This window comes from Thioclava sp. NS-SX20, assembly GCF_057380695.1.
In genome coordinates this window covers 163,061-188,335 of sequence record NZ_CM170816.1, presented here as the reverse complement: position 1 = coordinate 188,335, position 25,275 = coordinate 163,061, and the positions used below count along the sequence as shown (strand labels likewise).

At 62.4% G+C, this 25,275-nt stretch carries 21 protein-coding genes; 7 read left to right on the top strand and 14 right to left on the bottom strand.

The features are described from left to right. Nucleotides 1-18: 18 nt before the first annotated feature. The 6 genes from AC2ISB_RS00885 to AC2ISB_RS00860 all read right to left on the bottom strand — a co-directional run bounded on the left by AC2ISB_RS00885 (nucleotide 19) and on the right by AC2ISB_RS00860 (nucleotide 9,580). Nucleotides 19-1,899, bottom strand: a complete 1,881-nt coding sequence (locus tag AC2ISB_RS00885; RefSeq protein WP_486575617.1) for an extracellular solute-binding protein — start codon at nucleotides 1,897-1,899, stop codon at nucleotides 19-21. A gap of 259 nt (nucleotides 1,900-2,158) precedes the next feature. Continuing rightward, nucleotides 2,159-2,671 (bottom strand): c-type cytochrome, encoded by a 513-nt coding sequence (locus tag AC2ISB_RS00880; RefSeq protein WP_406720245.1) that lies wholly within the window; start codon nucleotides 2,669-2,671, stop codon nucleotides 2,159-2,161. A 117-nt stretch (nucleotides 2,672-2,788) separates the two neighbouring features. Beyond that, nucleotides 2,789-4,894, bottom strand: coding sequence for a hypothetical protein (locus tag AC2ISB_RS00875; protein ID WP_486575615.1), 2,106 nt, complete (start codon nucleotides 4,892-4,894; stop codon nucleotides 2,789-2,791). Next, on the bottom strand, nucleotides 4,894-7,638 hold the full coding sequence (locus AC2ISB_RS00870; RefSeq protein WP_486575613.1) for a DUF4159 domain-containing protein: 2,745 nt from the start codon (nucleotides 7,636-7,638) through the stop codon (nucleotides 4,894-4,896). The genes AC2ISB_RS00875 and AC2ISB_RS00870 overlap by 1 nt, the downstream gene beginning before the upstream one ends. Next, a complete protein-coding gene (locus AC2ISB_RS00865; protein ID WP_486576723.1) occupies nucleotides 7,638-8,546 on the bottom strand; it encodes a DUF58 domain-containing protein in 909 nt (302 codons plus the stop codon). Before AC2ISB_RS00865 ends, AC2ISB_RS00870 begins: the two co-directional genes overlap by 1 nt. 17 nt (nucleotides 8,547-8,563) lie before the next feature. After that, nucleotides 8,564-9,580, bottom strand: coding sequence for an AAA family ATPase (locus tag AC2ISB_RS00860; RefSeq protein ID WP_406735660.1), 1,017 nt, complete (start codon nucleotides 9,578-9,580; stop codon nucleotides 8,564-8,566). A 78-nt stretch (nucleotides 9,581-9,658) separates the two neighbouring features. On the opposite strand from AC2ISB_RS00860, the gene AC2ISB_RS00855 reads away from it, so the two are divergent. Genes AC2ISB_RS00855 through AC2ISB_RS00845 form a run of 3 tightly spaced genes read left to right on the top strand, consistent with a single transcriptional unit; the run spans nucleotide 9,659 to nucleotide 11,860 of the window. Then, nucleotides 9,659-10,246 carry a DUF1285 domain-containing protein gene (locus AC2ISB_RS00855; protein WP_406720241.1) on the top strand — a complete coding sequence of 196 codons (588 nt, stop codon included), beginning with the start codon at nucleotides 9,659-9,661 and terminating at the stop codon, nucleotides 10,244-10,246. Then, nucleotides 10,247-11,047 carry a TIM barrel protein gene (locus AC2ISB_RS00850; RefSeq protein WP_486575610.1) on the top strand — a complete coding sequence of 267 codons (801 nt, stop codon included), beginning with the start codon at nucleotides 10,247-10,249 and terminating at the stop codon, nucleotides 11,045-11,047. Nucleotides 11,048-11,053: 6 nt separating this feature from the next. Further along, entirely contained in the window at nucleotides 11,054-11,860 is an 807-nt protein-coding gene (locus AC2ISB_RS00845) for a glycosyl transferase (RefSeq protein WP_339108960.1), read from the top strand. Nucleotides 11,861-11,863: 3 nt separating this feature from the next. Here the strand turns inward: AC2ISB_RS00845 and AC2ISB_RS00840 are convergent, their stop codons facing one another. The 4 genes from AC2ISB_RS00840 to AC2ISB_RS00825 form a co-directional block, all read right to left on the bottom strand. Further along, nucleotides 11,864-12,784 (bottom strand): cation diffusion facilitator family transporter, encoded by a 921-nt coding sequence (locus AC2ISB_RS00840; protein WP_406720239.1) that lies wholly within the window; start codon nucleotides 12,782-12,784, stop codon nucleotides 11,864-11,866. 76 nt (nucleotides 12,785-12,860) lie between these two features. After that, the gene (polA, locus tag AC2ISB_RS00835) at nucleotides 12,861-15,707 is read right to left on the bottom strand and encodes a DNA polymerase I (RefSeq protein WP_486575608.1); all 2,847 of its coding nucleotides are present in this window, start codon (nucleotides 15,705-15,707) and stop codon (nucleotides 12,861-12,863) included. Between the two features lie 588 nt (nucleotides 15,708-16,295). Beyond that, on the bottom strand, nucleotides 16,296-16,715 hold the full coding sequence (locus AC2ISB_RS00830) for a globin domain-containing protein (protein WP_339108957.1): 420 nt from the start codon (nucleotides 16,713-16,715) through the stop codon (nucleotides 16,296-16,298). Between the two features lie 100 nt (nucleotides 16,716-16,815). Continuing rightward, nucleotides 16,816-17,040 (bottom strand): zinc-finger domain-containing protein, encoded by a 225-nt coding sequence (locus tag AC2ISB_RS00825; RefSeq protein WP_339108956.1) that lies wholly within the window; start codon nucleotides 17,038-17,040, stop codon nucleotides 16,816-16,818. 81 nt (nucleotides 17,041-17,121) lie between these two features. Between AC2ISB_RS00825 and AC2ISB_RS00820 the strand changes: the two genes are divergently transcribed. Continuing rightward, a complete protein-coding gene (locus AC2ISB_RS00820) occupies nucleotides 17,122-18,051 on the top strand; it encodes an ABC transporter ATP-binding protein (RefSeq protein WP_486575605.1) in 930 nt (309 codons plus the stop codon). A 121-nt stretch (nucleotides 18,052-18,172) separates the two neighbouring features. On the opposite strand, the gene AC2ISB_RS00815 is transcribed toward AC2ISB_RS00820, so the two are convergent. The 4 genes from AC2ISB_RS00815 to ectA are packed head-to-tail and all read right to left on the bottom strand — an operon-like array spanning nucleotide 18,173 to nucleotide 21,902. After that, complete coding sequence (locus tag AC2ISB_RS00815) at nucleotides 18,173-19,615, bottom strand: aspartate kinase (RefSeq protein WP_486575603.1); 1,443 nt, start codon at nucleotides 19,613-19,615, stop codon at nucleotides 18,173-18,175. 6 nt (nucleotides 19,616-19,621) lie between these two features. Beyond that, nucleotides 19,622-20,029, bottom strand: coding sequence for an ectoine synthase (locus AC2ISB_RS00810; RefSeq protein ID WP_486575601.1), 408 nt, complete (start codon nucleotides 20,027-20,029; stop codon nucleotides 19,622-19,624). 45 nt (nucleotides 20,030-20,074) lie between these two features. After that, a complete protein-coding gene (gene ectB / locus AC2ISB_RS00805) occupies nucleotides 20,075-21,343 on the bottom strand; it encodes a diaminobutyrate--2-oxoglutarate transaminase (RefSeq protein ID WP_406735665.1) in 1,269 nt (422 codons plus the stop codon). Nucleotides 21,344-21,392: 49 nt separating this feature from the next. Continuing rightward, entirely contained in the window at nucleotides 21,393-21,902 is a 510-nt protein-coding gene (gene ectA / locus AC2ISB_RS00800; protein ID WP_486576721.1) for a diaminobutyrate acetyltransferase, read from the bottom strand. A gap of 260 nt (nucleotides 21,903-22,162) precedes the next feature. On the opposite strand from ectA, the gene AC2ISB_RS00795 reads away from it, so the two are divergent. From AC2ISB_RS00795 to argE, 3 genes are all read left to right on the top strand, one after another. Continuing rightward, nucleotides 22,163-22,645 (top strand): MarR family winged helix-turn-helix transcriptional regulator, encoded by a 483-nt coding sequence (locus AC2ISB_RS00795; RefSeq protein ID WP_486575599.1) that lies wholly within the window; start codon nucleotides 22,163-22,165, stop codon nucleotides 22,643-22,645. 186 nt (nucleotides 22,646-22,831) lie between these two features. Then, nucleotides 22,832-24,016: a M24 family metallopeptidase gene (locus AC2ISB_RS00790; protein ID WP_406720234.1), complete on the top strand. Its 1,185-nt coding sequence runs from the start codon at nucleotides 22,832-22,834 to the stop codon at nucleotides 24,014-24,016. Nucleotides 24,017-24,030: 14 nt separating this feature from the next. After that, entirely contained in the window at nucleotides 24,031-25,185 is a 1,155-nt protein-coding gene (gene argE, locus AC2ISB_RS00785) for an acetylornithine deacetylase (RefSeq protein WP_486575596.1), read from the top strand. The last annotated feature ends 90 nt before the right edge of the window (nucleotides 25,186-25,275 follow it).

Below are 25,275 nucleotides of genomic sequence, written 5' to 3'. Positions count from 1 at the left end.
GCCCGAGCCCCTACGCGCTTACAGCGCGCCGGAGGCCTTCAGTTTTTCTGCTTTTGCGGCGTCATACCACCAGAAATCCATCTCGCCCAGCGAATAGGGCGGAAGGGTCTGGGGGTGATCGAAGATGTCATAATACGCGACCGTATAGGTGTTCTTGTACCATTGCGGCACCCAGAAGCGGATCGCCCGCAGCACACGGTCCAGCGCATGGACACGGGTCGTCAGCTCGTCTTCCGCCGTGGCCTGCTCGACCAGCGTGATCAGCTTGTCGACCGCCGGATTAGCCAGACCCATCGCGTTGAAGACATCCCCCACGGATTGCGACCCGAAATATTGCTGCAGATCGGACCCCGGTAGCAGATCCTGCCCGAAATGGCTGATCACCATATCGAAATCATGGCTGCGTTCGCGGCTTTGATATTGCGCGTCATCGACACGCTCGTTGACCGCCTCGATACCAAGCTGTTTGAGGTTCTCGACATAGGGGTTGATGACACGGTCCATCGACTGGCTGTCATTGAGAATGTCGATATGCAGCACCTTGCCATCCTTGCGGCGCAAACCGTCGCTGCCCACGGTCCAGCCCGCCTCCTCCAGAAGCTTCGCCGCCTGACGCAGGTTCTTGCGATCCAGCGCACGTTCACCCGATACGGGGGCCATCACCGCATCCTCCGTCAGCACCCCTTCGGGCAGATCGGCCTTCAGCGGCTCGAGGATTTTCAATTCTTCGGGGCTGGGCTTGCCAGTGGCCTCCAGCGGCGAATTCTCCCAGATCGAATTCACCCGCTCGTAAAGCCCGTGAAACAGCGTCTTATTGGACCATTCGAAGTTGAACGCCAGCCCAACGGCCTCGCGCACCTTCGGGTCCTGAAACATGGGGCGGCGCATGTTCAATACGAAAGCCTGCCCCGAGGCCACATTCCCGTCGGGCAGTTCGGCCTTGACCACCGCCCCGCTTTTCACAGCAGGAAAGGTATAGCCTGTCGCCCAGCTATTGGACGACGCCTCGTTGCGGAACCTATAGATCCCCACCTTGAACGCCTCGAAAGCGGCGTTGTAATCACCGAAATACTCGATGCGCAGCTTGTCGAAATTGTTCCGCCCGCGATTGATCGGCAGGTCCTTGCCCCAGTAATCGGGATTGCGCTTCCATGTGATCGAGCGGTTGTTCTTATCGCTGTCATACATATAGGGGCCGGTGCCGACCAGCGCCTCGGGGAAGGTCTTGTCCAGCGTCAGATTGAGGCGCTCGAACTGCTTTTGCTCAAAGACGGGCAGCCCCCCCACCATCTGGATCACATCGCGGCGCGGCGCATCCTTGGTGAAGGTATATTTGATCGTATGGTCATCCAGCACCTCGGCAGAGGCCACCTGCTGCGCCACAAGCTGACGGAAGCTCGACAGACCATAATCGCGCAGCTGCTCGAAGGAAAACAGCACATCCTGCGCCGTCATCGGCGTCCCGTCCGAGAAAGTGATGCCCTCGCGCAGATGGAAGATCACCCAGTCCTTGGACACAGGATATTCAAGTGTCGTGCACATCAGGCAATAGCTCTGCCCCACCGTATCGGAGGTGCCGGTCAGAATGCTTTCCTGCGGCACCGAAGCCAAGGCCGCAGCGCGGCCTTGCACCGAGTAGGGGTTGAAATTATCGAAGGCCCCGACCGTCCATTCCGACATCTCCCCCCCTTTCGGAGCCTCGGGGTTCACATAGTCGAGATGCTGGAAATCTGCGGGATATTTCAGATCATTCAGGGTCGAGATCCCATAGGCTTTCACCACGGTCTGACCACCGACCTGCGCGGCCCCCACCTCGCCCGCAACCTCTTGCGCCGCCACCGGTCCGGCAAGCAGGGGGCTTGTGCATCCCAAAACGGCAATCATAGCAAAAGGCATCATATATCGCCGCGCTCCGCGCTCTTGCGGAACCGCCTCTACAGGCGCCTTTGTCATGTCATGCATTACCGTTCCTTTCACACAGGCTGGACCCCGTATAGGTAAAACTGCGAAAGGCCGCCTATCAAGTTGCTTCTGTGTGAAACACCTGTGAAGGCACGATTTTTCATGAGGATGCGCAGGATTGTGAAGCGGTGATGCAAAAAGAGCCACCCCCGAGGGCGGCTCTTGGAACGGTCTCTGCTTGGCGTGAAGGCCGCGGTTATTGCAGGCTTTCGATATAGGCGACCACATTGGCGCGGTCTTTGGCCTTTTTCAGACCGGCAAAGGTCATCTTGTTGCCCGGAGCGAAATCTTTGGGATTGGTCAGCCATGCATCCAGCGCCTCGTAATCCCATGTGCCGCCATGCCCCTTCAGCGCCTCGGAATAGGCGAAGCCATCGACACTGGCGATCTGGCGCCCGACCACGCCATCCAGATGCGGCCCCACAGCATTCGTGCCGTCAACCTTGTGGCAGGCCTTGCATTTATTAAAAACCTTGGCACCGGCGGCGGCATCCCCCTCGCCCATGACGACCTCGACCACATCCTCGGCCGGTGCCGCCGCACTGTCGCCGCCAATCAGACCACCGGGCGCATCGGTCATGCCCGCTGTCTGTGCATCATTGCCGCCCACAGTATAAAGCGCCTGCGCCGCCCAGCTTCCGACAAGAAAAAACAGCACAGCGCCCACCAGACCGAGGGCCGCTTTGAAGAGGTTAGAGAGTGTGAACATGGCTCATCCCGGGATGGATCATCGTCAGTAATTGCGACCATTTAATATCACCAAATGGTGAGCACTTTGACCGAGATCATGTTTTCGCTTTAAATCCGCATCTGCCGCAAGCCGGACCTATCCTGTCTGGCGACGGCGTCCCCGCCCTTCGTAAAGCCATGCCCCCACTGTCAAAAGTGCCGCCAGCACCAGCCATGCCCAAGCGGGGAGAACCGGCATCACACGGATATCGGCCACTTCGGACGCCCCGCGCGGCGTGATCCCGATCCAGCCCTGCCCGGCCGAAGGCCGGCCCTCGCGCACGCTGCGAATCTGCGGGATCCCCTCTTCCAGCCGCGTCACAGCCCCGCCAGAGCCCGCCACCGCCTGCGCCAGTGGCGCGCCCGAGGCAATGGTCTGCTCATATTCTCGCGGACTGGCCGGACCCAGCGCCACAACGCGGTCCATATCGCCCTGTTTCAGCCGGTACAGCCCCGCCTCGGACGCGGCCCATTGCGCGGTAAACCGCCCCGGTGCGGTTTCTTTCAGATCCACCTGCGCGGTCGTGCCATCGGGCCTGGTAATGGTGACAGGGCCGGTTTTCTCGGCCATGCTGCGACGGACAATGGTAAAGCCCATCGCGCCGGGCTGGACCTCGGCATACAGCGCCTCTTCCTCCAGCTCGGGCTCTTTCATCTCCCAATGGGCGATACGTTTGAGCAATTCCAGCTGCGGCCCGCCCCCGTCATAGCCGCGATCCCACAGCCATGCCTGATCGGATGCCAGAAGCGCCACCCGCCCCTTGCCTTCGCGGCTCATGACCAGAAGCGGCGCATCCTGCGCGCCCGTCAGCACGGTCTCGCCGCGCACATCACCCAGTTCGATCTGGCGCAGCCAATGGCCCCAATGCTTGGTCCCGCCATCCTTCGCGGGATCGACCGGCGGCATCCCTGCCAGCCCCGCCGTCACCGGATGGCGCATCCCCAGCTTGGTCGGGCGCGGCAGATAGCTCTGCGAGAATACCCGCCCCGTAGGCCGTGCCGGCAGAATGTCCTTGAGCGGCGTCTGCCAGAGGCTTTCGACAGTGGCGAATTCCGGCCCCGCCGATACCAGAACCGCGCCGCCATCGCGCACATATTGCGCGATATTGGCAAAATAGCTTTGCGGCAGGATGCCCCGCGCGGCATAGCGGTCAAAGATGATCAGATCGAAGTCATGGATCTTGTCAACGAACAGCTCGCGGGTCGGAAAGGCGATCAGCGACAGTTCCGACACCGGCACCCCGTCCTGCTTTTCCGGCGGGCGCAGAATGGTGAAATGCACCAGATCCACCGCAGCGTCCGATTTCAGCAGGTTCCGCCATGTGCGCTCGCCCGCATGCGGCTCGCCCGACACCAGCAGCACGCGCAACCTGTCGCGCACTCCGTTCATCTGCACCACCGCATCGTTATTGCGGTCGGTCAACTCGCCCGCGACCGGCGTCAGCGAGAACTGCACCACATTCTGCCCGCCGTGGTCCAGCACCAGCGGCAGCTCCAGATCCTCGCCCACATTCACCTGATAGCTTTGCGCGGCGGCCCCATCGATGGCAATCTTCAGCTCGGCCGTTTTGGGCGCCTTGTCAGGCACCTGCCCCATATCCTCGACCTTCAGCCGGATCGAGACGGGTTCTCCGATAATCCCGAAGCTCGGCGCGGACTGGATCACCAGACGGCGGTCCCAATCCGCCTTATGGCCCGTCAGCAGCACCTGAAGCGGCGCGGGCAGATCCGGCATCAGCCCCGCGTCATGCGCCTGCCCGTCGGTCACCATCAGCGCGCCCGCCACCCGTGCACGCGGCTCGGCAGCCAGCGCCTCGGCCATAGCCGAGCCCAGCAGCGTGCCCGCATTCTCGGGCGCATCGCCCACCGTGATCCGGCGCAACTCCGTATTGGGCCGCGCCTCGATCTGGCGGGTCAGGCTGGCCACCGCCTTGTCGGTCTGTGCGCTACGATCCGACAGGTTCTGGCTGGCCGAGCGGTCGTCCAGCAGGAACACGATATCCGAAAGGCTTTTGCCCTCTTCCGTCTGGATCGACGGTTGGGCCAGCGCAAGAAGCAGCACCGCAAGCGCCATGCCCCGCAAGGCCCAGCCGCGCAGCCCCCGCCAGAGCGCGACCCCCACGGCCAACCCGCAGATCACGCCCGCCAGCACCAGACTCTCCCACGGCACCAGGGGTGCCCAGATCACCGAGAGGGTGTTCATTACTGACCAAGCCTTTCCAGAAGTGCGGGCACATGCACCTGATCGGATTTATAATTGCCGGTCAGCACATGCATAATAAGATTGACCCCGAACCGGCGCGCCATCTCGCGCTGCTGGTCCCCGCCCATGCCGCGCCCGACCGGCAGCAGCGGGTTGCCGCGCGCATCCACGGCCCAGGCCCCCGCCCAGTCATTGCCACCAATTACCACGGGCGTCACCCCGTCATTGAGATCACGGAACGGCATCCCCTCGGCCTGTGCGGCCTTGCCATCCGCCGCCTCGACCCAGACCGGCCCGTCATAGCGCCCGGGAAAGCTGGCCAGCAGATAGAAGGTCCGTGTCAGCACATGGTCGGGCGGAATCTGTGTCAGCGGCGGAATATCGAGCGGCGCCGCCAGAGCCTTGAGCCGCTGCCCCTCGGGGGATTCGCCCATACCGGCGGTATCGGCATCGCGGGTATCGAACAGTATCATGCCGCCCCCTCGCAGAAAGCGGTTGAGCTTGGCATAGGCTTTGGGGCTGGGCGCAGGCTGGTCCGCTGTCACGGGCCAGTAGATAAAGGTGAAAAGCGCCAGATCATCGGTTTCCAGATTCAGCGCCATCGGTGTCGAGGGTTCGACGGTGGTGCGGGCATAAAGCGTGTCCGACAGCCCCTGAAGCCCCGCCTGCGCGATGCGGTCCACCTCGGCATCGCCGGTCACCACATGCGCCAGCACCACATTGGACGCGGCAGCAATCGCACGGTCAATCGGCATCTGGTCTTGCGCGCGGGCCTGCTGCCCCGCCAGTCCGCAAGCCAGCGCCACAACCGCCGCTCCGGCCAGATGCGTGGCCCGCGGCCCGCGCAGCCGCCCCGACAGCAGAAGCGAGGCCAGAATATCCACCACAAGCGCCAGCAGGGCCAGCCCGAGCAACGCGCCCTTCAGCGGCCGCGCAACCTGCGTCTGCGCCCCCTCGACGGGGATATCCGCAGGCCATATGGCGGGTGCCAGCCGCCGGTCCGGTGCCACGGCATTCAGGGCCACAGCGCGGTCATCGGCGGTATAAAGCCCCGGCTTCAGATCCGGACCTGCCGGCCCTGCGGCCAGCGTCTCGCCTGCGACACCGCCGGCGTTTTCGGCGGTCGAAAGCCGCCCGAACCCGTCAATCAGCTTTTGCGGCACCCATGTCGTGCCCGCCAGCTCGCCCGGATCGGGCTGCGCAGGACGGCTGGAAATAGCAAGACGTTCAAGCATTTGCGGGAAAAGTCCGGAAAGCGGAAGGGTAGACCATTCGGCATCCGCCGCCACATGGAACAGCACAAGCTGCCCGTCCCCCAGTCTGGAACGGGTCACCAAAGGCGTCCCGTCAGCCAGCGCGGCAATGGTGCGTGAAGCCAGATCCGGTGCCGGATCGGCCATCACCTGCGCCTTCACGGTCACATCGGACGGCACCGTCAGCCCCGCGAAGGGCGAACCGGCGGGAAACGGCGCAAGCTGGCGTGGCTGTCCCCAGCTCATCGTCCCCCCGATCGAGCGCCCGCCCGCCCGCAGATGCACCGGCAGAAGGGGGTCGCCGCTCAGATCGGCCGCGGCCATATGCGGCCCCGCAAAGCGTACCAGCAACCCGCCCTCCTCGACCCATTCGGCCAGACGGTCAGGAGCGGAAATCTCGGCCATATCGGCCAGAATGATCACATCGGGATTGGCCACCAGCACATCGTCCAGAGTGCCCTCGATCAGATCGGCGGTGGGCTTGAGAGCCTCACGCAGATAATGGGCAGGGTCCAGCAGCTCCAGCCCCTCGCGCGAATTGGTGCCCGACACCAGCGCCACCTTGCGCCGTTTGACCGCGTCATCGGTCAGGCTCACCGCCCCTGCGGAACGGAGGCCCACCACGGCAAAACGGCTCACACGATTGCGCAGCTCGGGCGGCAGATCAAAGAGCGCCACGCCAGCTGCCCCCGCCATCGTGACCGGCACACGGGCCAGTTCCCGCTCGATCCCGTTAGGGTCGAGCCCGATGGCCGCGACCTCGATGGTCGCGGTCAGCGGGGCTTGCGACCTGACCGGAACCTCGACGCCACTGTCCCTGATCCGCGCAGGCCCAAGCGCGATCACCGGCGCCTGAGACTGCCAGACGGTCAGCGGCCCGCGCGCCTGCAAGGCCTGCACCAATGCCGCGCGTCCGGCGCGGTCCAGCCCGTCCGAAATCCAGAGCGTCTCGAATTTTCCCTTCGGCAGGATCTTCGCCGGTTCGATATCCTGCGGCTCCCATGCCATAGGCTGCACGCCCGCCAGCCCCTGCGCCACGGTCTCGGCGCTCAGGAATGGCGGCGGCTCGGGCGGCGGGTCACTCAGCGAAATCAGCGCCACGGGCCGCCCGTCGGCCTGCGCCTGAGCCAGGGCCTGCGAGATCCGGTCCTGACGGCGGCTCCAGTCGCGCGCCGAGGCCCAGCTGCCATCGGTCAGAATGACCAACGGCCCCGATGCTCCCTGCACCGACATCGCGGGATGCAGCACCGGCCCCGCAAAACCGACAATCGCGGCAGCAACCGCCAGCATCCTGAGCGCCATCAGCCACCACGGCGTGCGCGCAGCCTGCACTTCCTGATCGGACAGCCCCAGAAGCAGTGCCACACCGGGAAACCGGCGGCGCACTGGCGCGGGCGGCGTGGCGCGCAGCACAAGATACAGCACCGGCAGGGCCACCAGCCCCAGCAACAGCCAAGGGGCGGTAAACCCGACGGGTCCAAGACCCCACATCAGCGCCCCCTTTCCAGCGCGGCATGCAGCCAAAGAAGCGCCGATTGCGCCGTCTCGCCGGTATGATGGGTTCCAAACTGCCAGCCCGCGGCCCGTGCCATCCGGGCCAGCCTGTCGCGCCGCTCGGCCAGACGCAAGCGGTAGCGCGCACGCAGATCACCGGCCTTACGGGTCTCGTGGCGCAGGCTCCCCGCCATCGATTCAAAAATCGTGCGGCCATCAAAGGGGAAATCCTCCTCGACAGGGTCCAGCACCTGCAGCATTACCCCCGTCACGCCGCGCTCCGAAAGGCGCCGCAGGCTTTCGGCCATACGTTGCGGATCGCCCAGAAAATCCGACAGGAAAACCACCTTCGATTGCGCCCGCACGGCAGAGGTCTCGGGCACGCCGTAATCATCCACCGCACCGGCCTGCGACATCATCTGCGCCAGCGTCATGATCTGCCCGCGCCCCGGCTTGGGGGTCACCAAGGCCCCCGTCAGCCCCACCCGCTCGCCCGAGCGGACCGACAGAACTGCCAGCGCCAGCGCCAGAAGCCGCGCCCGCGCGCCTTTTTCCGGTCGGGCATTGCGGCCGGTCTCGGCCCCTGTAAACTGCATCGACGCGGCATCATCCACCCATAGATGCAGCGTCTGCGCCAGTTGCCATTCGCGCTCCCGCACGAACTGGCTGTCCGAACGGCCCGACCGCCGCCAGTCGATAAACCGTGCCTCGTCGCCGCTATGGACAGGGCGGTATTGCCAGAATTCCTCGCCCGTTCCCGCACGGCGCTTGCCGTGAAAGCCCATCTGCACCGTGCGCGCAAGCTGTTCTGCCGCCAGAAGCAGGGGCGGCAATGTCGCCGCCTGCTGGTCGGCCTCGCGCCGCAAGCCCAGCACGGGAGCCTGCGAAACGGGCGCTTTTGTCATCGGAGCTTTGGAGGCGTTCACGCCGCAACCTCTTTCGCGGCTCTGGACGCCACCTCCTGCGCCACATCGGCAATGATCTGCGTCAGGTCGTCACCACGCGCCCGCGCCGAGAAACTCAGCGCCATGCGGTGCACAAGAATGGGCTCGGCCAAGGCCAGAACATCCTCGACCGAAGGGGCCAGACGTCCCTGCATCAGCGCCCGCGCCCGCACCGTCAGCATCAAGGCCTGTGCGGCCCGCGGACCGGGCCCCCAGGACAGTCTGTCCTGCACCAGCGCCGAGGCATCGGGCTCGTTGGGGCGGCAGGCGCGCACCAGATCAAGGATCATCTCGACAACCGAAGCCCCCACCGGCATCTGCCGCACCAGATTTTGCGCGCGCAGCAGCTCGTCGGGGGTGAACACCTCATGCGCCTCGCCCAGTTCGGCCCCCGTCGTGGCCAGCAGGATCGCACGCTCGGTTTCACGGTCGGGATAGACCACATTCACCTGCACCAGAAAACGGTCAAGCTGCGCCTCGGGCAGCGGATAGGTGCCTTCTTGGTCAATCGGGTTCTGGGTGGCCAGCACATGGAAGGGGCGGCCCAGCGGACGGCTTTCTCCGGCAATCGAGACCTCCTGCTCCTGCATCGCCTGCAACAGCGCCGACTGGGTGCGGGGGCTGGCGCGGTTGATCTCGTCGGCCATCAGAAGCTGGCAGAACACCGGCCCTTCGAGGAAACGGAACGCCCGCGCCCCGTCGGGGGCGGTCTCCAGCACCTCCGAGCCCAGAATATCGGCGGGCATGAGGTCAGGCGTAAACTGGATGCGGCTCGATTTGAGCCCCATCACGGTGGACAGCGTATCCACCAGCATGGTCTTGCCCAGACCCGGCAGCCCCATCAAAAGCGCATGCCCGCCCGACAGCATCGCCGCCAAAACCAGTTCCACCACGCGCTCCTGCCCGATGAAACGCTTATTGATCGATTCCCTTGCCGCCATCAGCTTTGCGCCAAGGGTTTCAATTTCAGCGACAAGATCGGTAGGCTCGGTCATGACAATGCTCCGCGAAAAGTATTACATATAGAAAACCAGATTACGCCTCAAAACCAAATAGCTAATTCAAAGGCCCGCATGACACAGACACACAAGCCCGTGAAGGCCCCCACCGCCGACGGGCTGGCAGCAGCGGCCCGTCAGGCCACGCAGAAAGGCCCGCCGCCCGTGCATCTCTGGAACCCGCCCTTCTGCGGCGATCTGGATATAGAAATCCGGCGTGACGGGACATGGTTCTACCTTGGCACCCCGATCGGGCGCGAGGCTCTGGTCAGGCTTTTCGCCTCGATCCTCAAGCGCGAAGGCGACGCGTATTTTCTGGTCACTCCGGTCGAGAAAGTGGGCATCCGCGTGGTCGATGCCCCCTTTCTGGCCGTCGATGCCGACGTGACCGGCACCGGCGAGACGCAGCAGATCCGCTTTACCACCAATGTCGGCGATACGGTCACCGCCAATGCCGACCATCCGATCCGCGTCACTCTCGACGCGCAGGGAGAGCCCTCCCCCTATGTACATATCCGGCGCGGTCTTGAGGCACTGATCGACCGAAAAACCTTCTACCGTCTGGTTGACCTCGCCCAAAGCGGGAAACATGGTGAAGAGGACTGGCTGGGGTTGTGGTCGGAAGGCCGATTCTTCCCCATCATCCCCATGGCGGAGCTTTGAATGCCGAAATTTGCAGCCGATCTGGATCATCTCTTCTCTGACCGTCCGCTCATGACCCGGTTCTCTGCCGCGAAATCTGCCGGTTTCGATGCCGTCGAGATGCGCAGCCCCTATGATGCAGCGGCCCCCGATCTGCGCTATCAGCTGGTGATGAACGACCTGTTCTGGACCGGGCTGGACGCTCCGCCACCCAACTATACCGGCGGCCTGCCGGGCTATGCGGGGGTCGCGGGCCAAGAAGACCGCTTCCTGCGCGATCTCAAGCGGGCCCTGCGGGTGGCCGACGTGCTGAAATCCGGTTTCCTGACACTGCTGGCGGGACCCGAAGCGCAGATCGGCACCCTGATCGGCAATCTCAAGGCCGCCTGCAAAGCCCATCCGAAAGCGCGTTTCATGATCACCCCAGAGGGGGCGGGCAGCCTGCTGCCCGATCTGGCAAGCTGTGCCCATGTGCTTGCGGAAGTCGGCGGCAAAAACCTGTTACTGGCCGCTGATCTGCGCAGCCCCCTTGCTTCCGGCGAAGACCCGATTGCATGGGTCACACCCTACCTGCCGCAACTTGGCCACCTTTGGCTGGCAGGGGCCGATGGGCACGAACCTGCGGGCGAGTCCCTTGATCTGGCGGGGCTTTGCGCCCATCTCGACGCGGGCGGTTATTCCGGCTATGTCTGCGCCAACTATACGCCGCGCGAGACCACCGAAGGCGGGCTTGCATGGCTGAGGCGCATCATAGGGGACACTCCCTCCGAGGAGCCCGCCCCCAAGAAGACACGGGGGCGACCCCGCAAGGCGAAAGGCTGAATTGCCATGATCAAGCAGGTGATCTGCATCAACTGGGGCACCAAATATGGCCCGCCCTTCATCAATCGCCTGTACGCTATGGTCGCGCGCAATATCACGCCGCCCTTCACCTTCACCTGCTTTTGCGACAACCCCGAGGGCATCCGCCCCGAGGTGAAGACCGAGCCCCTGCCCGAGATTCCGGTTGAAATCCCGAAGACCCGCAAAGGCATCTGGCCCAAGGCGCGCCTTTGGGGGCCGAAGCTGGGCAGCCTGACGGGCAATGTGCTGTTTCTGGATCTGGATCTGGTGATCACCGGATCGCTGGATGATCTCTTCACCTATGGCGACCCTGATGGCGTGGTGCTGTCGCGCAACCCCGCCAAACCCTTCGAGCGGCTGGGCCAGACCTCCTGCTTCCGCTTTCCGGTGGGCAAGCTCCTGCCCCTGCAAGAGACATTCTGTGCCGATCCTTTGGGCGTGGCCGAGGAATATGTCTATGAGCAGCGCTTTGTGACCCGTAATGCGCCGGGCGGCATCGACCTTTTCCCGAAGAACTGGGTGCAGCATTTCCGCTATCAATGCCTGCCGGTCTTCCCGCTGAACTGGGTGATGCCCGCGCGCAAACATCCCGATGCCCGCGTGGTGATCTTTCCGGGCGGGGTCTACCCGCAGACCGCCATCGAGGGCGGCTGGCAGGGGCGCGAGGGGTTTACCCTGCGCGACCATCTTGCCAATTTCCCCAACCGCCCCGAGAACGAGGGCTCGGCCTTCCGCTATCTGCGCCACTTCATGAAGCCTACGCCGTGGATCAAAGAGGCGTGGCGCGAATAGCACTCAGGCAGGGTGGGGATCGGGGCGGGCATCCGCACAGCCCAAAGCCGCGCTTTCGGGTTCAAGCGTCACATGGGCCAAGCCGAACCGTTCGACCAGCATCGCCTTGGCCCGCGCGATAACGGGCGCATATTCCACCCCTTCGGCCAGCACGATATGCGCCTCGCAAGAGGTACGCTTTTCATCGATCTGCCACAGATGCACATGATGGACCCCCGTCACGCCCTCGATCTGGCCCAAGGCCTCCTTGATCTCGGCGCTATCACGCGCGGCGGGCGCGCCCAGCATCAGGATGCTGGTGACGGGTTTCAGATCCGCGAAAATATGCCACAGAATGAAGACCGAGATCAGCACCGTCAGGATCGGGTCCACCAGCCGCCAGTCCCAGATCAGGATCACCGCACCGCCGATGATCACCGCAACCGAGGCCCCCGCATCCGCCAGATTATGCAGGAAGGCCGCGCGGATATTCAGGCTGTCTTTCGAGAGCTTGAAGGTCAGCGCAGCGGTGCCCAGATCAACGATCAGCGCCAGCCCTGCGAGAATCAGCACGGTCCAGCCCTCGACCTCGGGCGGGTCGATCATGCGCCCCACCGCCTCGGCCAGCAGCCAGATCGAGATCAGGATCAGTGCGATATAATTGGTGAAAGCGGCCAGCACCTCGGCGCGGGACCAGCCGAAAGTCATGCGCGCATCATGGCCCCGCCGCGCCAGCCTGCGCGCGCCAAAGGCAAGGATCAACGCCGCCGCATCCGAGAAGTTATGCACCCCGTCGGCCACCAGCGCCATCGAGCCTGCCAGCGCTCCGCCCACGACCTGCGCAACCGTCAACGCCATATTGATCGCCACCGCCCAGACCACGGCACGGTCGCCGCTCGCGGGGTCCAGATGATGGTGGTGGTGATGGTGGTGATCATGCGGCATGGGTGGCCTCCCTTTGGGACCACCCTAGCGCGGGGCTGGCGGCTGCACAGCCAGCCCGTATATCACGGTCGCGTGATCAATGCGCCTCGGCCCAGGAAAGCCCCTGCCCCGCATCGACAATCAGCGGCACATCAAGCTTCACCGCAGGCTCGGCGGCGCCTTCCATGATCTCGCGGGCGGTGGCGATCAGCCGGTCCACATCAGCCTCGGCCACCTCGAAGATCAGTTCGTCATGGACCTGCAGGAGCATGGTCGCGTCAATACCCTTGATCGCCTCGGGCATACGCACCATCGCGCGACGGATGATATCGGCAGCCGCCCCCTGAATGGGCGCGTTGATCGCGGCGCGTTTGGCAAAGCCCGCCCCCGGCCCTTTGGCATTGATTTCGGGGGTGTTGATCCGGCGACCGAAGAGCGTTTCGACATAGGCGTGCTCTTTGGCGAAGGCCGTGGTGTCCTCCATATATTGGCGGATGCCGGGGAAACGCTCGAAGTAGCGGTCGATAAAGCCCTGCGCCTCGGCGCGGGGGATGCGCAGGTTGCGCGCAAGACCGAAGCCAGAGATGCCATAGATGACGCCGAAGTTGATCGCCTTGGCCTGACGGCGGATCATCGGGTCCATGCCCTCGACGGGGGTGTTGAACATCTCGGAGGCGGTCATCGCGTGAATATCCACGCCCTCGCGGAAGGCCTGTTTCAGCGCGTCGATCTGCGCGACATGAGCCAGAATCCGCAGCTCGATCTGGCTGTAGTCAAGGCTGACGATCCGGCGGCCCTCGGGGGCGACAAAGGCCTCGCGGATGCGGCGACCCTCATCCGAGCGGACGGGGATATTCTGCAGGTTCGGGTCGGTCGAGGCCAGACGCCCCGTATTCGCCCCCGCAATGGAATAGGACGTATGCACGCGACCCGTCTCGGGGTTCACATGGGTCTGCAGCGCATCCGTATAGGTGGATTTCAGCTTGGAAATCCCGCGCCAGTCGAGCACCGCCGAGGCCAGCTTGGCGGCTGCGGGATTGCGGTCTTCCATCGTGGTGATGTCTTCGAGCACATCGGCGCCGGTCGAATAGGCACCGGTCTTGCCCTTCTTGCCGCCCTCGACGCCCATCACGTCAAAGAGGATCTCGCCCAGCTGTTTCGGCGAGCCTACGTTGAATTTCTGGCCTGCGATCTCGGTGATCTCGTCTTCAAGCTGCGCCATCTTCTGGGCGAAGACATTGGACATACGCGCCAGCACCGAGGCATCGACCTTCACCCCCGCCATTTCCATATCGGCCAGAACCGGCACGAGCGGGCGCTCCTCGGTTTCATAGATCGTGGTGGCCTTCTGCGCATGAAGCTGCGGCTTGAAAAGCTGCCATAGGCGCAGGGTGATATCGGCATCTTCGGCCGCATAGGCTACGGCTTTATCAAGCGGCACCTTGTCGAAGGTGATCTGCGATTTCCCCGAGCCGATCAGATCCTTGATCGGAATGGGCTGATGGTTAAGATACCTGTCCGAGAGCGTATCCATCCCGTGGCCATGCAGCCCCGCATGGAGCGAATATGACAGAAGCATCGTATCCTCGATCGGTGCCATGCGGATGCCGTGGCGGGCGAGGATTTTGAAGTCATACTTCATGTTCTGCCCGATCTTCAGGATCGAGGGGTCTTCCAGCACGGGTTTCAAGAGCGCAAGCGCCTCTTGCAGGCCCATCTGCTCGGGCACAAGCTGCGCGCCACCGAAGAGGTCATCGCCGCCTTCGGTATGGCCAAGCGGCAGATAGGCGGCTTCATTGGGCTCAATCGCCAGCGAGACACCGACCAGATCGGCCTGCATCTCGTCAAGCGAGGTCGTCTCGGTATCGATGGCCAGCCAGCCGCGTGCGCGGGCTTTATCGAGCCATTTGGCAAGCGTCGCGGCATCCTTGATATGGACGTAATTCTCGGGGGTGAAGGGGGCCGCCTCGGGGAGGGTCACTGCGCTCCCCCCCGCCTCGGCGGCCCCGCCCGTGGTTTTCACCACGGGCTCTGGCGCGGGTGGCGGCGTGGTGCCGGATTTCTCGGCGACACGGCGGGTGAGCGTGCGGAATTCCATCTCATTGAGGAATTTCATCAGGGTTTCCGGCTCGGGGTCGCGGACCTCGAGGTCGTCCAGCGTGAAATCGATGGGGGTCTCTGGGTCCAGCGTCACAAGCTGTTTCGACAGGCGGATCTGGTCGGCATTGTCGATCAGGGTCTGGCGGCGCTTGGGCTGTTTGATTTCACCCGCCCGTTCCAGCAGCGTTTCCAGATCGCCATATTCATTGATCAAAAGCGCCGCCGTCTTGATGCCGATCCCAGGAGCGCCCGGAATATTATCGACCGAATCGCCCGCAAGCGCCTGCACGTCGATCACCTTATCGGGGGTCACGCCGAATTTCTTCTCGACCTCTTCGGGACCGATCTGGACGTTCTTCATCGGGTCCAGCATCTCGACCCCGCCGCCGACAAGCTGCATCAGGTCCTTATCGGAGCTGAGGATCGTCACCCGACCGCCTGCTTCGCGCGCCTGACGCGCAAGAGTGGCGATGATGTCATCTGCCTCATAGCCCGCCATTTCCTTACAGGCGATATTGAAGGCCTCGGTGGCCGTACGGGTCAGCGGGATCTGCGGGCGCAGGTCCTCGGGCATGGCCTCGCGATTGGCCTTATACTGGTCATAGAGGTCATTGCGGAAGGTATGGCTGCCCTTGTCGAAGATCACCGCCACATGGGTCGGCGCATCCGCACCCTTGGCCTCTTCGACATATTTGAACAGCATATTGCAAAAGCCCGACACCGCTCCGATCGGCAACCCGTCGGATTTGCGCGTCAGCGGCGGCAGCGCATGATAGGCGCGGAAGATAAACGCCGATCCGTCGATCAGATGCAGGTGGCACCCTTTGCCAAAACCTTCCGCCATATGCTTCCCTCCGGTCAGCTTTTACATACCTGTATTTCGAGACGTTCTGCCATGATCCGCCGGTTTCTTCCAGTTCTACCGGGACTTTCTTTTCCCCCTCGGACAAGCAAGCCGCCCGACATCTGACCGGGTTACCGACAACCTTGCCCGAAGGGAGATACCCCTGCGAACTCTCCGAGGACACGACCAGTTACCCTACGGGATGCGCCTCTATCGGAGAGAAAGGGGATTGGTGAAATGACCGTGGCTCAGGACGCGGCGCATAGGGATCTGCGCGGCCGGATCCATTACAAGACCTTGTTTCATTACAAGACCTTCTACAGGCACATGGGCGCAACGCCAGTGACATGAGCCAGCCGATGTGGCCCGTGAGACCAGCAGACCGCACAGATCCTGTTCGCCGATCAGGGCACCTATACCGGCAGCCCCCCCACGGATAGGGCCGGACAGGGCGCCGGCAGATGTCCTGATGGGCGCGAAGTGCAGATCCGGAACCGGTCCGGCACTCACATTGCTGAATACGTCGCGCACAAATATGGCAGCCCGCCTCTGCGCTGCGATCGGGCTGAAATCCCGATTTTGCAACTCTCAGGCGGCTTCATCCGATGCACCGGCCAGCATCTCGCGACTGACAAACTCCAGAAAGCGGCGCCAGGCTGTTTCATAGGCCTCTGTCCAGTCGCGCCCCAACTGGATCGCCAGAGTCGCCACAAGGGCCTCTATCACGGCGGGATAATGTTCGGCCCGCACCCCGTGCCCGCGATGGTCACGCCCCAACTGGCGCAATGCCCGTGACAAGTCTTCGGGTGCGTTTTCATAAGACAGCAAAAGCTGCAGCGCCCCCGCAAACTTATCGGCCTGACGCGCGATAGATCTGGGGAAAAGCGGCTCCATCTCCGGATGGCGGGTCAGAAGATAAAGGTAGAAATCCTGCAAAAGGCAGGGCCTGCGCAAAAGCGCCTTTGCGTAGCTATCGCGAATAAGTGCAGTCAGGCCCTTGTCCAGCACGATCCTTCCCTCCGAAACGTGACGCAACGGTAGGAAGAATAGCTTAACAGGGGCCTAATCGCGATGCGGGCATTGGTTCAAATTGAATCAACCCGCAGGGTCAGTGCCCCGTCTTGGCATGCGCGCGGTCGATCACATATTTCTTGTCGCAATATCCGCATTCGACAAAGCCGGTTTCGGGCGGAATGGCCAGCCAGACACGCGGATGCCCCAAAGCCCCCACGCCGCCATCACAGCACACTTTCCACGTCGTCACGATTTCGGTTTCAGGGGCTTCCGGCACAGAAGGGGTCGGGGTAGCGGCAGTCTGGGTGGTGGCGGTCATCGGTGGCTCCACTATATTAGGGACAGGCAGCAAGCGCCCGGGTTCGGGCCCATGATACAGCAATGCGAAAAGGACCGGCAAGTGGCAGGATCGGCAATCGAGATCAAAGGTTTACGGAAAACTTACGCAGGCACGCGCCATGCGCCCCCGAAAGAGGCGCTGAAAGGGCTGGACCTTGATATTCCCGAAGGCTCGATCTTCGGACTGCTCGGGCCCAATGGCGCGGGCAAATCGACCACGATCAATATCCTCGCAGGGCTTGTGCGTAAAAGCGCAGGTCAAGTGAAAATCTGGGGCTTCGATCAGGATGAGAATCCCCGCCAGTCGCGGGCGGCCATCGGCGTGATGCCGCAGGAAATCAACATGGACCCCTTCTTCAAACCGCGCGATCTGCTGGAACTGCAGGCAGGGCTTTATGGTGTGCCCAAAGCCGAGCGCTGGACCGACGAGATCCTCGAACTGGTGGGACTGTCGGATAAGGCGGAAACCTATGCCCGCAGCCTTTCGGGCGGGATGAAACGCCGTCTGCTCTTGGCCAAGGCATTGGTCCATCGCCCGCGGATTCTGGTGCTGGACGAACCGACAGCGGGGGTGGATATCGAACTGCGCAGCATGCTGTGGCGCAATGTCCGCAAGCTGAACGAACAAGGCATGACGATCATCCTGACGACCCATTATCTGGAAGAGGCGCAGGAGATGTGCGACGAAATCGCCATCATCAATCATGGTGATCTGATCATACGCGACAGGACTGAGGCGCTTCTGGCACAGATGGACGCCAAAACCATGCTGATCACCCCAATGGGCGACGCCCCCGACATCACCCTGCCCCAAGGCGTGCAGCTGACCCGCCGCGAAGACGGGCTGCTGGCCTTCGACTACAACCGCCACAAGACCTCGGCCAATGCCATCCTTGATGCCGTGCGCGCCGCCCATATCGACATTGCCGACGTCAAAACCACCGAGGCCGATCTGGAAGACGTGTTCCTCTCCCTCACCTCGGGCCACTAAGGAGGGGGCAAGGCCCCCGACCGGTTTTGCCGGGGCCTCGATGGCCGCGGTGAAACCGTCCCCCCAACAGAAAAAGGGGCACCCCGAAGGGCACCCCTTTCCCGCATTCACAAACCCAAACTCAGGCCGCTTTCAACTGCAACTCGCAGGGCGCGATAAACTCGCCATGCAGCGCGGCAATCACCGGCTTCAGGCTCGGGCGCTCCAGCACGAATTGCACATCCACATTGCGCGGACCCTGCGTCGCGCCCAAAGCCTCATGGCCTGCTGCCGCAATCGCCTGCAGCCCGCGCGTCAACGTCGATAGCCCGTTCAGATCGCGCCCGATGATCGAAGCCATCGCCAAGGGTCGCGCCGAGACCTTGGCCGAGGGGTAGATCCGGTTCAGATCCTGCTCCACCTGCCGCGCCACCTTCAACGAGCAATCGACATAATGGGTGATCGTATTAGCATTCGACGCCTTGGAGATGATGCGCACATCATGGCGCGTCAGCACCTCGAGGATCGCCGCATCATAGCCCTTCACCCCCACCATATCCTGCTCGAACAGCTCAAGCGCCAGAATATCGAGGCCAGTGATGATCTCGACGGCTGGCGTATCCGCCGGCTTGTCGTCGATCAGCGTGCCCGGATCGTCAGGCTCAAAGGCGTTGGTCACGCGCAAAGGCACCTCGGCCTGACGCAGCGCCTTGGCTGCCTTGGGGTGGATCGCCTCCATCCCCATATTCGACAGCTGGTCGGCCACGTCATAATTGGTATGGCCCAGCTTGCGCACGGCGTCTTGGCCCACAAGGTTCGGGTCCGCCGAAGACAGATGGAATTCTTTATGGATGATCGCCTCGCGCGCGCCCGTTAAGGCCGCCAGCCGCGAGAAGGTCACCTCGGAATAGCCACGGTCGAATTCGGCCATCAGCCCTTCGCGGCATTGCGCATAACCCGTGACAATCGGCATCTCACAGGTCAGATCCACGCCCTCAAGCCCCGCTTTCAGGCGGCCCTCAAGATCGGGATCGCCCTCTTCGCGCCAGCCCGACAGGTCGACAAACCGCGCCGCCACGCCTGCGCGTTGCAGCATCAGCGTGGTGACATAGGCCGAATGCGCCTCGCCCAGACCCGACAGCATCTCGCGCATCGCCAGCATATGATCCGACAGCCGGAAATGCCCGTAAGAACACAGCCTTCCGAGATCGATCAGGCAGTTACGCGCGCCATCAATCCGGTCACGCACGAAACTATCGGCCTGCGCCAGATCGGCGGGGTGGTCCAGCACCTTGCGATGCGCCTCCCCCATGGCCTGCGCCACAACATCCAGCGCTTCCAGCCAGCCGTGATCATTATCGGCATCGGCAAAACGCGCATAGACGCCGCGCTCGCCGGTCTTCTTATGCTCAAGAAGCAGGTTGGTGATGCCGCCGAAAGCCGAGACCACGAAGACACGGCCATAAAGCGCGGCCCCTTCGCGGCCCCCGATAAACAGCGTGTCGCGCAATTCGCGCACGCGGCTCATCGAAGTGCCACCGATCTTTTCGACGGTATGAGCGGGATATTGCGGAGTACTGCCCATGCTGGCTTACGCCTTCTCCAACTCGTCCGCAGGCGCGTAAGAGCCGTCCTCGCGGTGCACTTCCTTGCCGGTCACCGGCGGGTTGAAGCAGCAGGCCATAACCAGATCCGCGCCCTCATCGGCAATCAGGCGGTGACGGTCATGGAGGTTGAGCGCATACATCACGCCGGGCTTGATCTCATGGGTCTTGTTGCCGTTATCCAGCTCGATGATGCGGCCAGTGCCGGACATGCAATAAACGCTCTCGAAGTGGTGCTTGTAGTGGAACTCATGCTCCGAGCCCGCTTCCAGCGTGGTGATATGGAACGAGAAGTTCATCTTGTCATCAGCCAGCAGCATGCGGACCGAGGTCCAGCGCTCATTGGCCACGGCTTTATCGGTGTTCTTCAGTTCGTTGAAATCACGTACAATCATAGTGGTCTCCTATTCATTGGGGGCTGGGTTATTCGCCAGTCCGGATTACTTGCCAGCGACTTCGCGGGCCGACTGGATCAGGATATCCAGCCCCTCGCGGAAGATCGCATCCGGCGTGGTCAGCGGTGCCAGCACCTTGACCACCTGGTCTTCATTGCCCGAGGTCTCGATCACGAGGCCCTTTTCAAAGCATTTGCCGCAGATCTCGGAAGCGCGTTCGCCGGTGCCGACATCCACGCCCTGCATCAGCCCGCGGCCCTTCAGGAAGGCGCCATCAAACATCTCGGCCACCTCTTGAAGCGCGGTGGTCAACACCACAGCCTTATCGGCCAGCTGGCGTTGGAAGGCGTTATCGGCCCAGAACTTCTCGATCGCGGTTTTCGCGGTCAGGAAGGCATGGGTATTGCCGCGGAAGGTGCCGTTATGCTCGGCGGGGCCCATCACGTCATGCTCGGGGCGCACCAGAACCAGCGCCATCGGCAGGCCCATGCCCGAGACCGATTTCGCCATGGTCACGATGTCGGGCTTCACACCCATTTCTTCAAAGGAGAAGAAGGTGCCGGTCCGGCCACAGCCTGCCTGAATATCGTCGATGATAAACAGCGCGCCATGCTTGCGGGCCACGGCCTCGACGCCGCGCACGAAGTCCGGCGATGCGGCATTCAACCCGCCCTCGCCCTGCACGGTCTCCATGATGATCGCGGCGGGCGCATCCACGCCACCCGAAGCATCCGACAGCATCTGGTCCAGCAGAGCGACCGAATCCACGCCCTCGGCATAGCCATCAAACGGCATGCGGGTCACGCCCTGCGGCATCATCCCAGCCCCACCACGATGATAGCCATTGCCGGTCGCAGCCAGCGCGCCCATGGTCACCCCGTGGAAGCCATTGGTGAAGGCGATGATATTCTGACGACCCGTCGATTTACGCGCGATCTTCATCGCGGCCTCAACCGCATTGGCGCCAGTCGGGCCGATGAACATCAGCTTATGGTCCATATCGCGCGGACGCAGGATCAGGTCGCGGAAGACCTCGATGAATTCGCCCTTGGTATCGGTATGGAAATCAAGCGCATGGCCCAGTTTATCCGCCATCAGGTGGTCAACCAGAGCCTGCTTCATATCGGGGTCGTTATGGCCGTAGTTCAGCGACGAACAGCCCGCCAGAAAGTCGATGTAACGTTTGCCATCAGCGTCGAACAGCTCCGAGCCACGGGCTTCGGTGAAAACGGTATCGAAACCACGGCAGTAAGAGCGGGCATCGGATTCGCGTTGGGTAAAAATCGTCCGGTCGTTTGCTTTGTCAAACGGCATAAAGAACCTCTTGGGTTTGATATGGGGGAAATGGGAAGAAGGGGGCGGATCAGGCCGCCGCCATCGCCTCTTCCTCGAATGTGATGGTGACCATGTGCTCGGTTGCAGCATGGCCTGCGAAGTGGTCATCGCGGTCGAAATGTGCAGCCGATGTCAATTCGCCGCCAACAGAGCGCGCGAAAGACCGGAACAGGCCCCATGAAGCCTCGTTCGATTTGGTGATGGTAGTCTGCAGGCGGGCACAATCCGCCGTCTCGGGGCGGTCAAGCAGATGGGCCAGCATACGCTTGCCCAGGCCAAGACCCCGCGCTTCGGGCGCCACGGCCACCTGCCAGACAAAAAGGGTATTGGGGGTCGAAGGCGGGATATATCCCGAAATCCAGCCAACCGGCAGGCCATCCTGTTCGACCAGAACACAGGTATCGCGGAAATGGTCGCATTGCAGGAGATTGCAATACATCGAGTTCTCGTCCAACGGCTTGCACCGCGACACCAGCGACCAAATTTCCGACCCGTCCTTCGCGTCCGGCTTTCGGAAGGTAAGCTTTGGCTGTTTCATGACTTCGACTGTCGGCACGATTCCACTTCCTCAGTTGCTTCGTCAATCTAATTAGATCATCAAAGTATAAATTTCAACATTCAAAGTAATTTTCTTTTCCATTGTTGAAAATGCGGGCTTAAATTTGCTATAAACCCATCGAAACCCTAAGTGACAAAGGGAATATCCGTTAGTCAAAGCAAAGGAAATCGTAATTGCCCACCGCCTCCGCCTCTGCGATATTAAGCCATTCGAAGCTTCTAACCAGTTATGGAGACGGTATGAGCAGCGACCGTACCGATATGAGTCTTATTGCCCTGCGCCGCATCCTGCGTGCGACCGAGCTTTTTGGCCGTGACCTTGCGAAATCGGCGGGGCTGACGCCTGTGCAGTTCCGTGTCCTGCAAGTGGTGGCCGAAAAGGGCTGGTCGACCGCCAAGGCGATCTCGACCCGCATGGGGGTCAGTCAGGCCACCGTCACCTCGCTTGTCGACAAGCTGGTCGATAAAGGCATGGTCGAAAGGAAGCGGTCCGAGATCGACCGCCGCCAGACCGATATTGTCATCACCGAAGCCGGCCACCACGCGCTGGACGAAGCCCCCGACGCCCTGCAGCAGCGCTTTGTGAAGAAGTTCGAAAATCTGGCCGACTGGGAGCAGGCCCAGCTTGTGGCCTCGCTGGAACGCGTCGCCGCGATGCTGGATGCGGGCGCGATCGATGCAGCTCCCGTGCTGCATTCAGGGGATATTACGCCAAGACAATAAGCAGATACGCGCCCTTCGGGGGCGTATGGGCCTTGGGTTTCCGCCAAGGCAGCCGATTTCCGTTTGACGCTCGCAGGGCATGCGGTGTCCCATATAGGCAAGGCAGCGCCCGAACAGGTGCTGCCCGCCACCGCACGCCCATCGGCCCCAGCCGGTTTACGCCAGCAATTTCAAGACGGAGACTCCATGCCCATCGAGAATGCCCCCTTCAGCCTGCCCGAATATCAACGTCGCATTGCGCTGGTGCGCCATTCGATGGCCGAGCGCGGGCTGGATGTGCTGTTTGTCACCAACCCCTCCAACCAGTTCTGGCTGACGGGCTATGACGGCTGGTCCTTCTACACCCATCAGGGCGTCATCCTGACAATGGAGGGCGACCCGATCTGGTGGGGCCGGATGATGGATGCCAATGGTGCCAAGCGCACCGTCTGGATGGGCGACGAGCAGATCCGGTGGTATGCCGACCGTATGGTGCAATCCGACACGGTGCACCCGATGGAAGACCTCGCCTCGCATCTGCGCATCCTTGGCCACGGTCAGGCGCGAATCGGGGTGGAGATGGAGACCTATTTCTACACCGCCCGCGCCCATGCCGTTCTGGCCGAGGGCCTGCCCGACGCCACGCTGGTGGATGCGTCGGTGCTGGTGAACTGGCAGCGGCTGATTAAATCCGACGAAGAGCTGCGCTTCATGCGCCGTGCCGCGCGGATCTCGGAGCTGGTGATCTCGCGCGCGGTCGAGCTGATCGAGCCGGGCTATCACAAGCATGATCTGGTGGGCGAGCTGTATAAGACCGCCGTTCAGGGCGAGGATGACAGCTGGGGCGATTACCCCGCCATCGTGCCGATGCTGCCCTCGGGCGCGGATGCCTCCGCGCCGCATCTGACGTGGAATGGCGAGGCGTTCCAGAAAGACCAGATGACCTTCGTTGAACAATCGGGGTGCTACCGGCGCTATCACGCGCCGCTGTGCCGCTCGGTTTACTTGGGCAAGCCGCCGCAGCATATGCTGGATGCGGCGCAGGCGCTGACGGCGGGGCTGAATGCCGGGATCGAGGTCGCCCGCCCCGGCAATCGCGCCTGCGACATTGCCCGCGCTTTGGACACGGAGCTGCTGAAAGTGGGGATCGAGCGCCCTGCCCGCTGCGGCTATGCGGTCGGCTGTTCCTACCCGCCGGATTGGGGCGAACATACCGTCTCGCTGCGGGCGATGGATGAGACCGTGCTGCAACCGGGGATGACCTTCCACTTCATGCCAGGCCTCTGGATGGACGATTGGGGGATGGAAACCACCGAAACCATCCTGATCCGTGAGGATGGGCCCGCCGAGCCGCTGTGCAATATCGAACGCAAGCTCTTCGTCAAAGACTGAGCTTGGAGGGAAATATGTCAGATCTTCAACATGCACGGGCTATTCTGGGAGACCTGATTGCTTTCCCCAGTATCTCTTCCGAGAGCAATCTTGATATCATCACTTATTGCGCCCGCCATCTGGAAGCGGCAGGCGCAAGGGTAGAGATCCTGCGCGATCCGTCAGGGAAAAAGGCCAATCTCTGGGCCACGCTCGGGGCGGAGGGGGATGGCGGGCTTGTGCTTTCGGGCCATAGCGATGTCGTGCCGGTGGCCGACCAGAATTGGCGCACCGACCCTTTCGAGATGCAGGAAGAAGACGGTCGGCTTTACGGGCGGGGAGCATGTGACATGAAAGGCTTCATCGCCTGCTGCCTGACCAAAGCCGAAGATCTGGCGCGCATCGCCGGTCAACACCCCATCCATTTCGCGTTCACCCATGATGAAGAGGTCGGCTGCCTTGGTGCGCGCGCACTGACCGACACGCTTGCCCAACGCAACCTCCGCCCCCGTCTCTGCATCATCGGCGAGCCGACCGAGATGCAGGTGATCGAGGGCAATAAGGGCTGTTGCGAATACAGCGTGACCTTTTCGGGGCTGGAGGGCCACAGCTCGGCCCCCGAACGCGGCGTGAATGCGGTGGAATATGCGGCGCGCTATATTGCCCGCCTGTTGGAGCTGCGCCAGCATCTGGTGACCCGCGCCCCTGCGCAGTCACGTTTCGACCCGCCTTGGACCACATTGAATGTGGGACGGCTGCAAGGGGGTGTGGCCCATAATGTAATTGCCAATCATGCGGTTCTGGACTGGGAATTCCGCCCCATTACCAGTGATGACATGCATTTCGTGAAATCCGAGGTCGCCAGCCATGTTGACACCCTACTGGCCGAGATGCGCCAGACCCACCCGCAGGCCAGCATTCTGACGGAAACCATAGGCGAGGTCGCGGGGCTGGAACCTATGCCGGAAAACGAGGCCCGCGATCTGGTTTTCGGGCTGACGGGGCACAACGAGGCGGCCTGTGTCCCTTTTTCGACAGAAGCCGGCCTGTTTCAGGCGCTTGGCACCGATGTGGTGATCTGCGGCCCCGGGTCAATCGCGCAAGCGCATAAGCCTGACGAATTTGTCAGCCTTGACCAGATGCAAAGCTGTCTGACCATGTTCGATCGGCTGATTTCCGACCGTTCATAGGCAGAAATCCGTTCATACGGGAATATTCACGATAATGACGGAACTTGCGGAACCTGCATGATTTTCGTGTGTTATGGCCCCAGAGACAAA

What these genes read in the sequence shown, in the direction of transcription:
- polA (WP_486575608.1), bottom strand. Translation starts at nt 15,707, where the DNA reads ATGGCGGAAGGTTTTGGCAAAGGGTGCCACCTGCATCTGATCGACGGA.
- AC2ISB_RS00865 (WP_486576723.1), bottom strand. Translation starts at nt 8,546, where the DNA reads ATGACAAAAGCGCCCGTTTCGCAGGCTCCCGTGCTGGGCTTGCGGCGC.
- AC2ISB_RS00885 (WP_486575617.1), bottom strand. Translation starts at nt 1,899, where the DNA reads ATGATGCCTTTTGCTATGATTGCCGTTTTGGGATGCACAAGCCCCCTG.
- AC2ISB_RS00845 (WP_339108960.1), top strand. Translation starts at nt 11,054, where the DNA reads ATGATCAAGCAGGTGATCTGCATCAACTGGGGCACCAAATATGGCCCG.
- AC2ISB_RS00870 (WP_486575613.1), bottom strand. Translation starts at nt 7,638, where the DNA reads ATGTGGGGTCTTGGACCCGTCGGGTTTACCGCCCCTTGGCTGTTGCTG.
- AC2ISB_RS00840 (WP_406720239.1), bottom strand. Translation starts at nt 12,784, where the DNA reads ATGCCGCATGATCACCACCATCACCACCACCATCATCTGGACCCCGCG.
- AC2ISB_RS00825 (WP_339108956.1), bottom strand. Translation starts at nt 17,040, where the DNA reads ATGACCGCCACCACCCAGACTGCCGCTACCCCGACCCCTTCTGTGCCG.
- AC2ISB_RS00815 (WP_486575603.1), bottom strand. Translation starts at nt 19,615, where the DNA reads ATGGGCAGTACTCCGCAATATCCCGCTCATACCGTCGAAAAGATCGGT.
- AC2ISB_RS00790 (WP_406720234.1), top strand. Translation starts at nt 22,832, where the DNA reads ATGCCCATCGAGAATGCCCCCTTCAGCCTGCCCGAATATCAACGTCGC.
- AC2ISB_RS00795 (WP_486575599.1), top strand. Translation starts at nt 22,163, where the DNA reads ATGAGCAGCGACCGTACCGATATGAGTCTTATTGCCCTGCGCCGCATC.
- argE (WP_486575596.1), top strand. Translation starts at nt 24,031, where the DNA reads ATGTCAGATCTTCAACATGCACGGGCTATTCTGGGAGACCTGATTGCT.
- AC2ISB_RS00860 (WP_406735660.1), bottom strand. Translation starts at nt 9,580, where the DNA reads ATGACCGAGCCTACCGATCTTGTCGCTGAAATTGAAACCCTTGGCGCA.
- AC2ISB_RS00880 (WP_406720245.1), bottom strand. Translation starts at nt 2,671, where the DNA reads ATGTTCACACTCTCTAACCTCTTCAAAGCGGCCCTCGGTCTGGTGGGC.
- AC2ISB_RS00875 (WP_486575615.1), bottom strand. Translation starts at nt 4,894, where the DNA reads ATGAACACCCTCTCGGTGATCTGGGCACCCCTGGTGCCGTGGGAGAGT.
- AC2ISB_RS00810 (WP_486575601.1), bottom strand. Translation starts at nt 20,029, where the DNA reads ATGATTGTACGTGATTTCAACGAACTGAAGAACACCGATAAAGCCGTG.
- ectB (WP_406735665.1), bottom strand. Translation starts at nt 21,343, where the DNA reads ATGCCGTTTGACAAAGCAAACGACCGGACGATTTTTACCCAACGCGAA.
- ectA (WP_486576721.1), bottom strand. Translation starts at nt 21,902, where the DNA reads ATGAAACAGCCAAAGCTTACCTTCCGAAAGCCGGACGCGAAGGACGGG.
- AC2ISB_RS00850 (WP_486575610.1), top strand. Translation starts at nt 10,247, where the DNA reads ATGCCGAAATTTGCAGCCGATCTGGATCATCTCTTCTCTGACCGTCCG.
- AC2ISB_RS00855 (WP_406720241.1), top strand. Translation starts at nt 9,659, where the DNA reads ATGACACAGACACACAAGCCCGTGAAGGCCCCCACCGCCGACGGGCTG.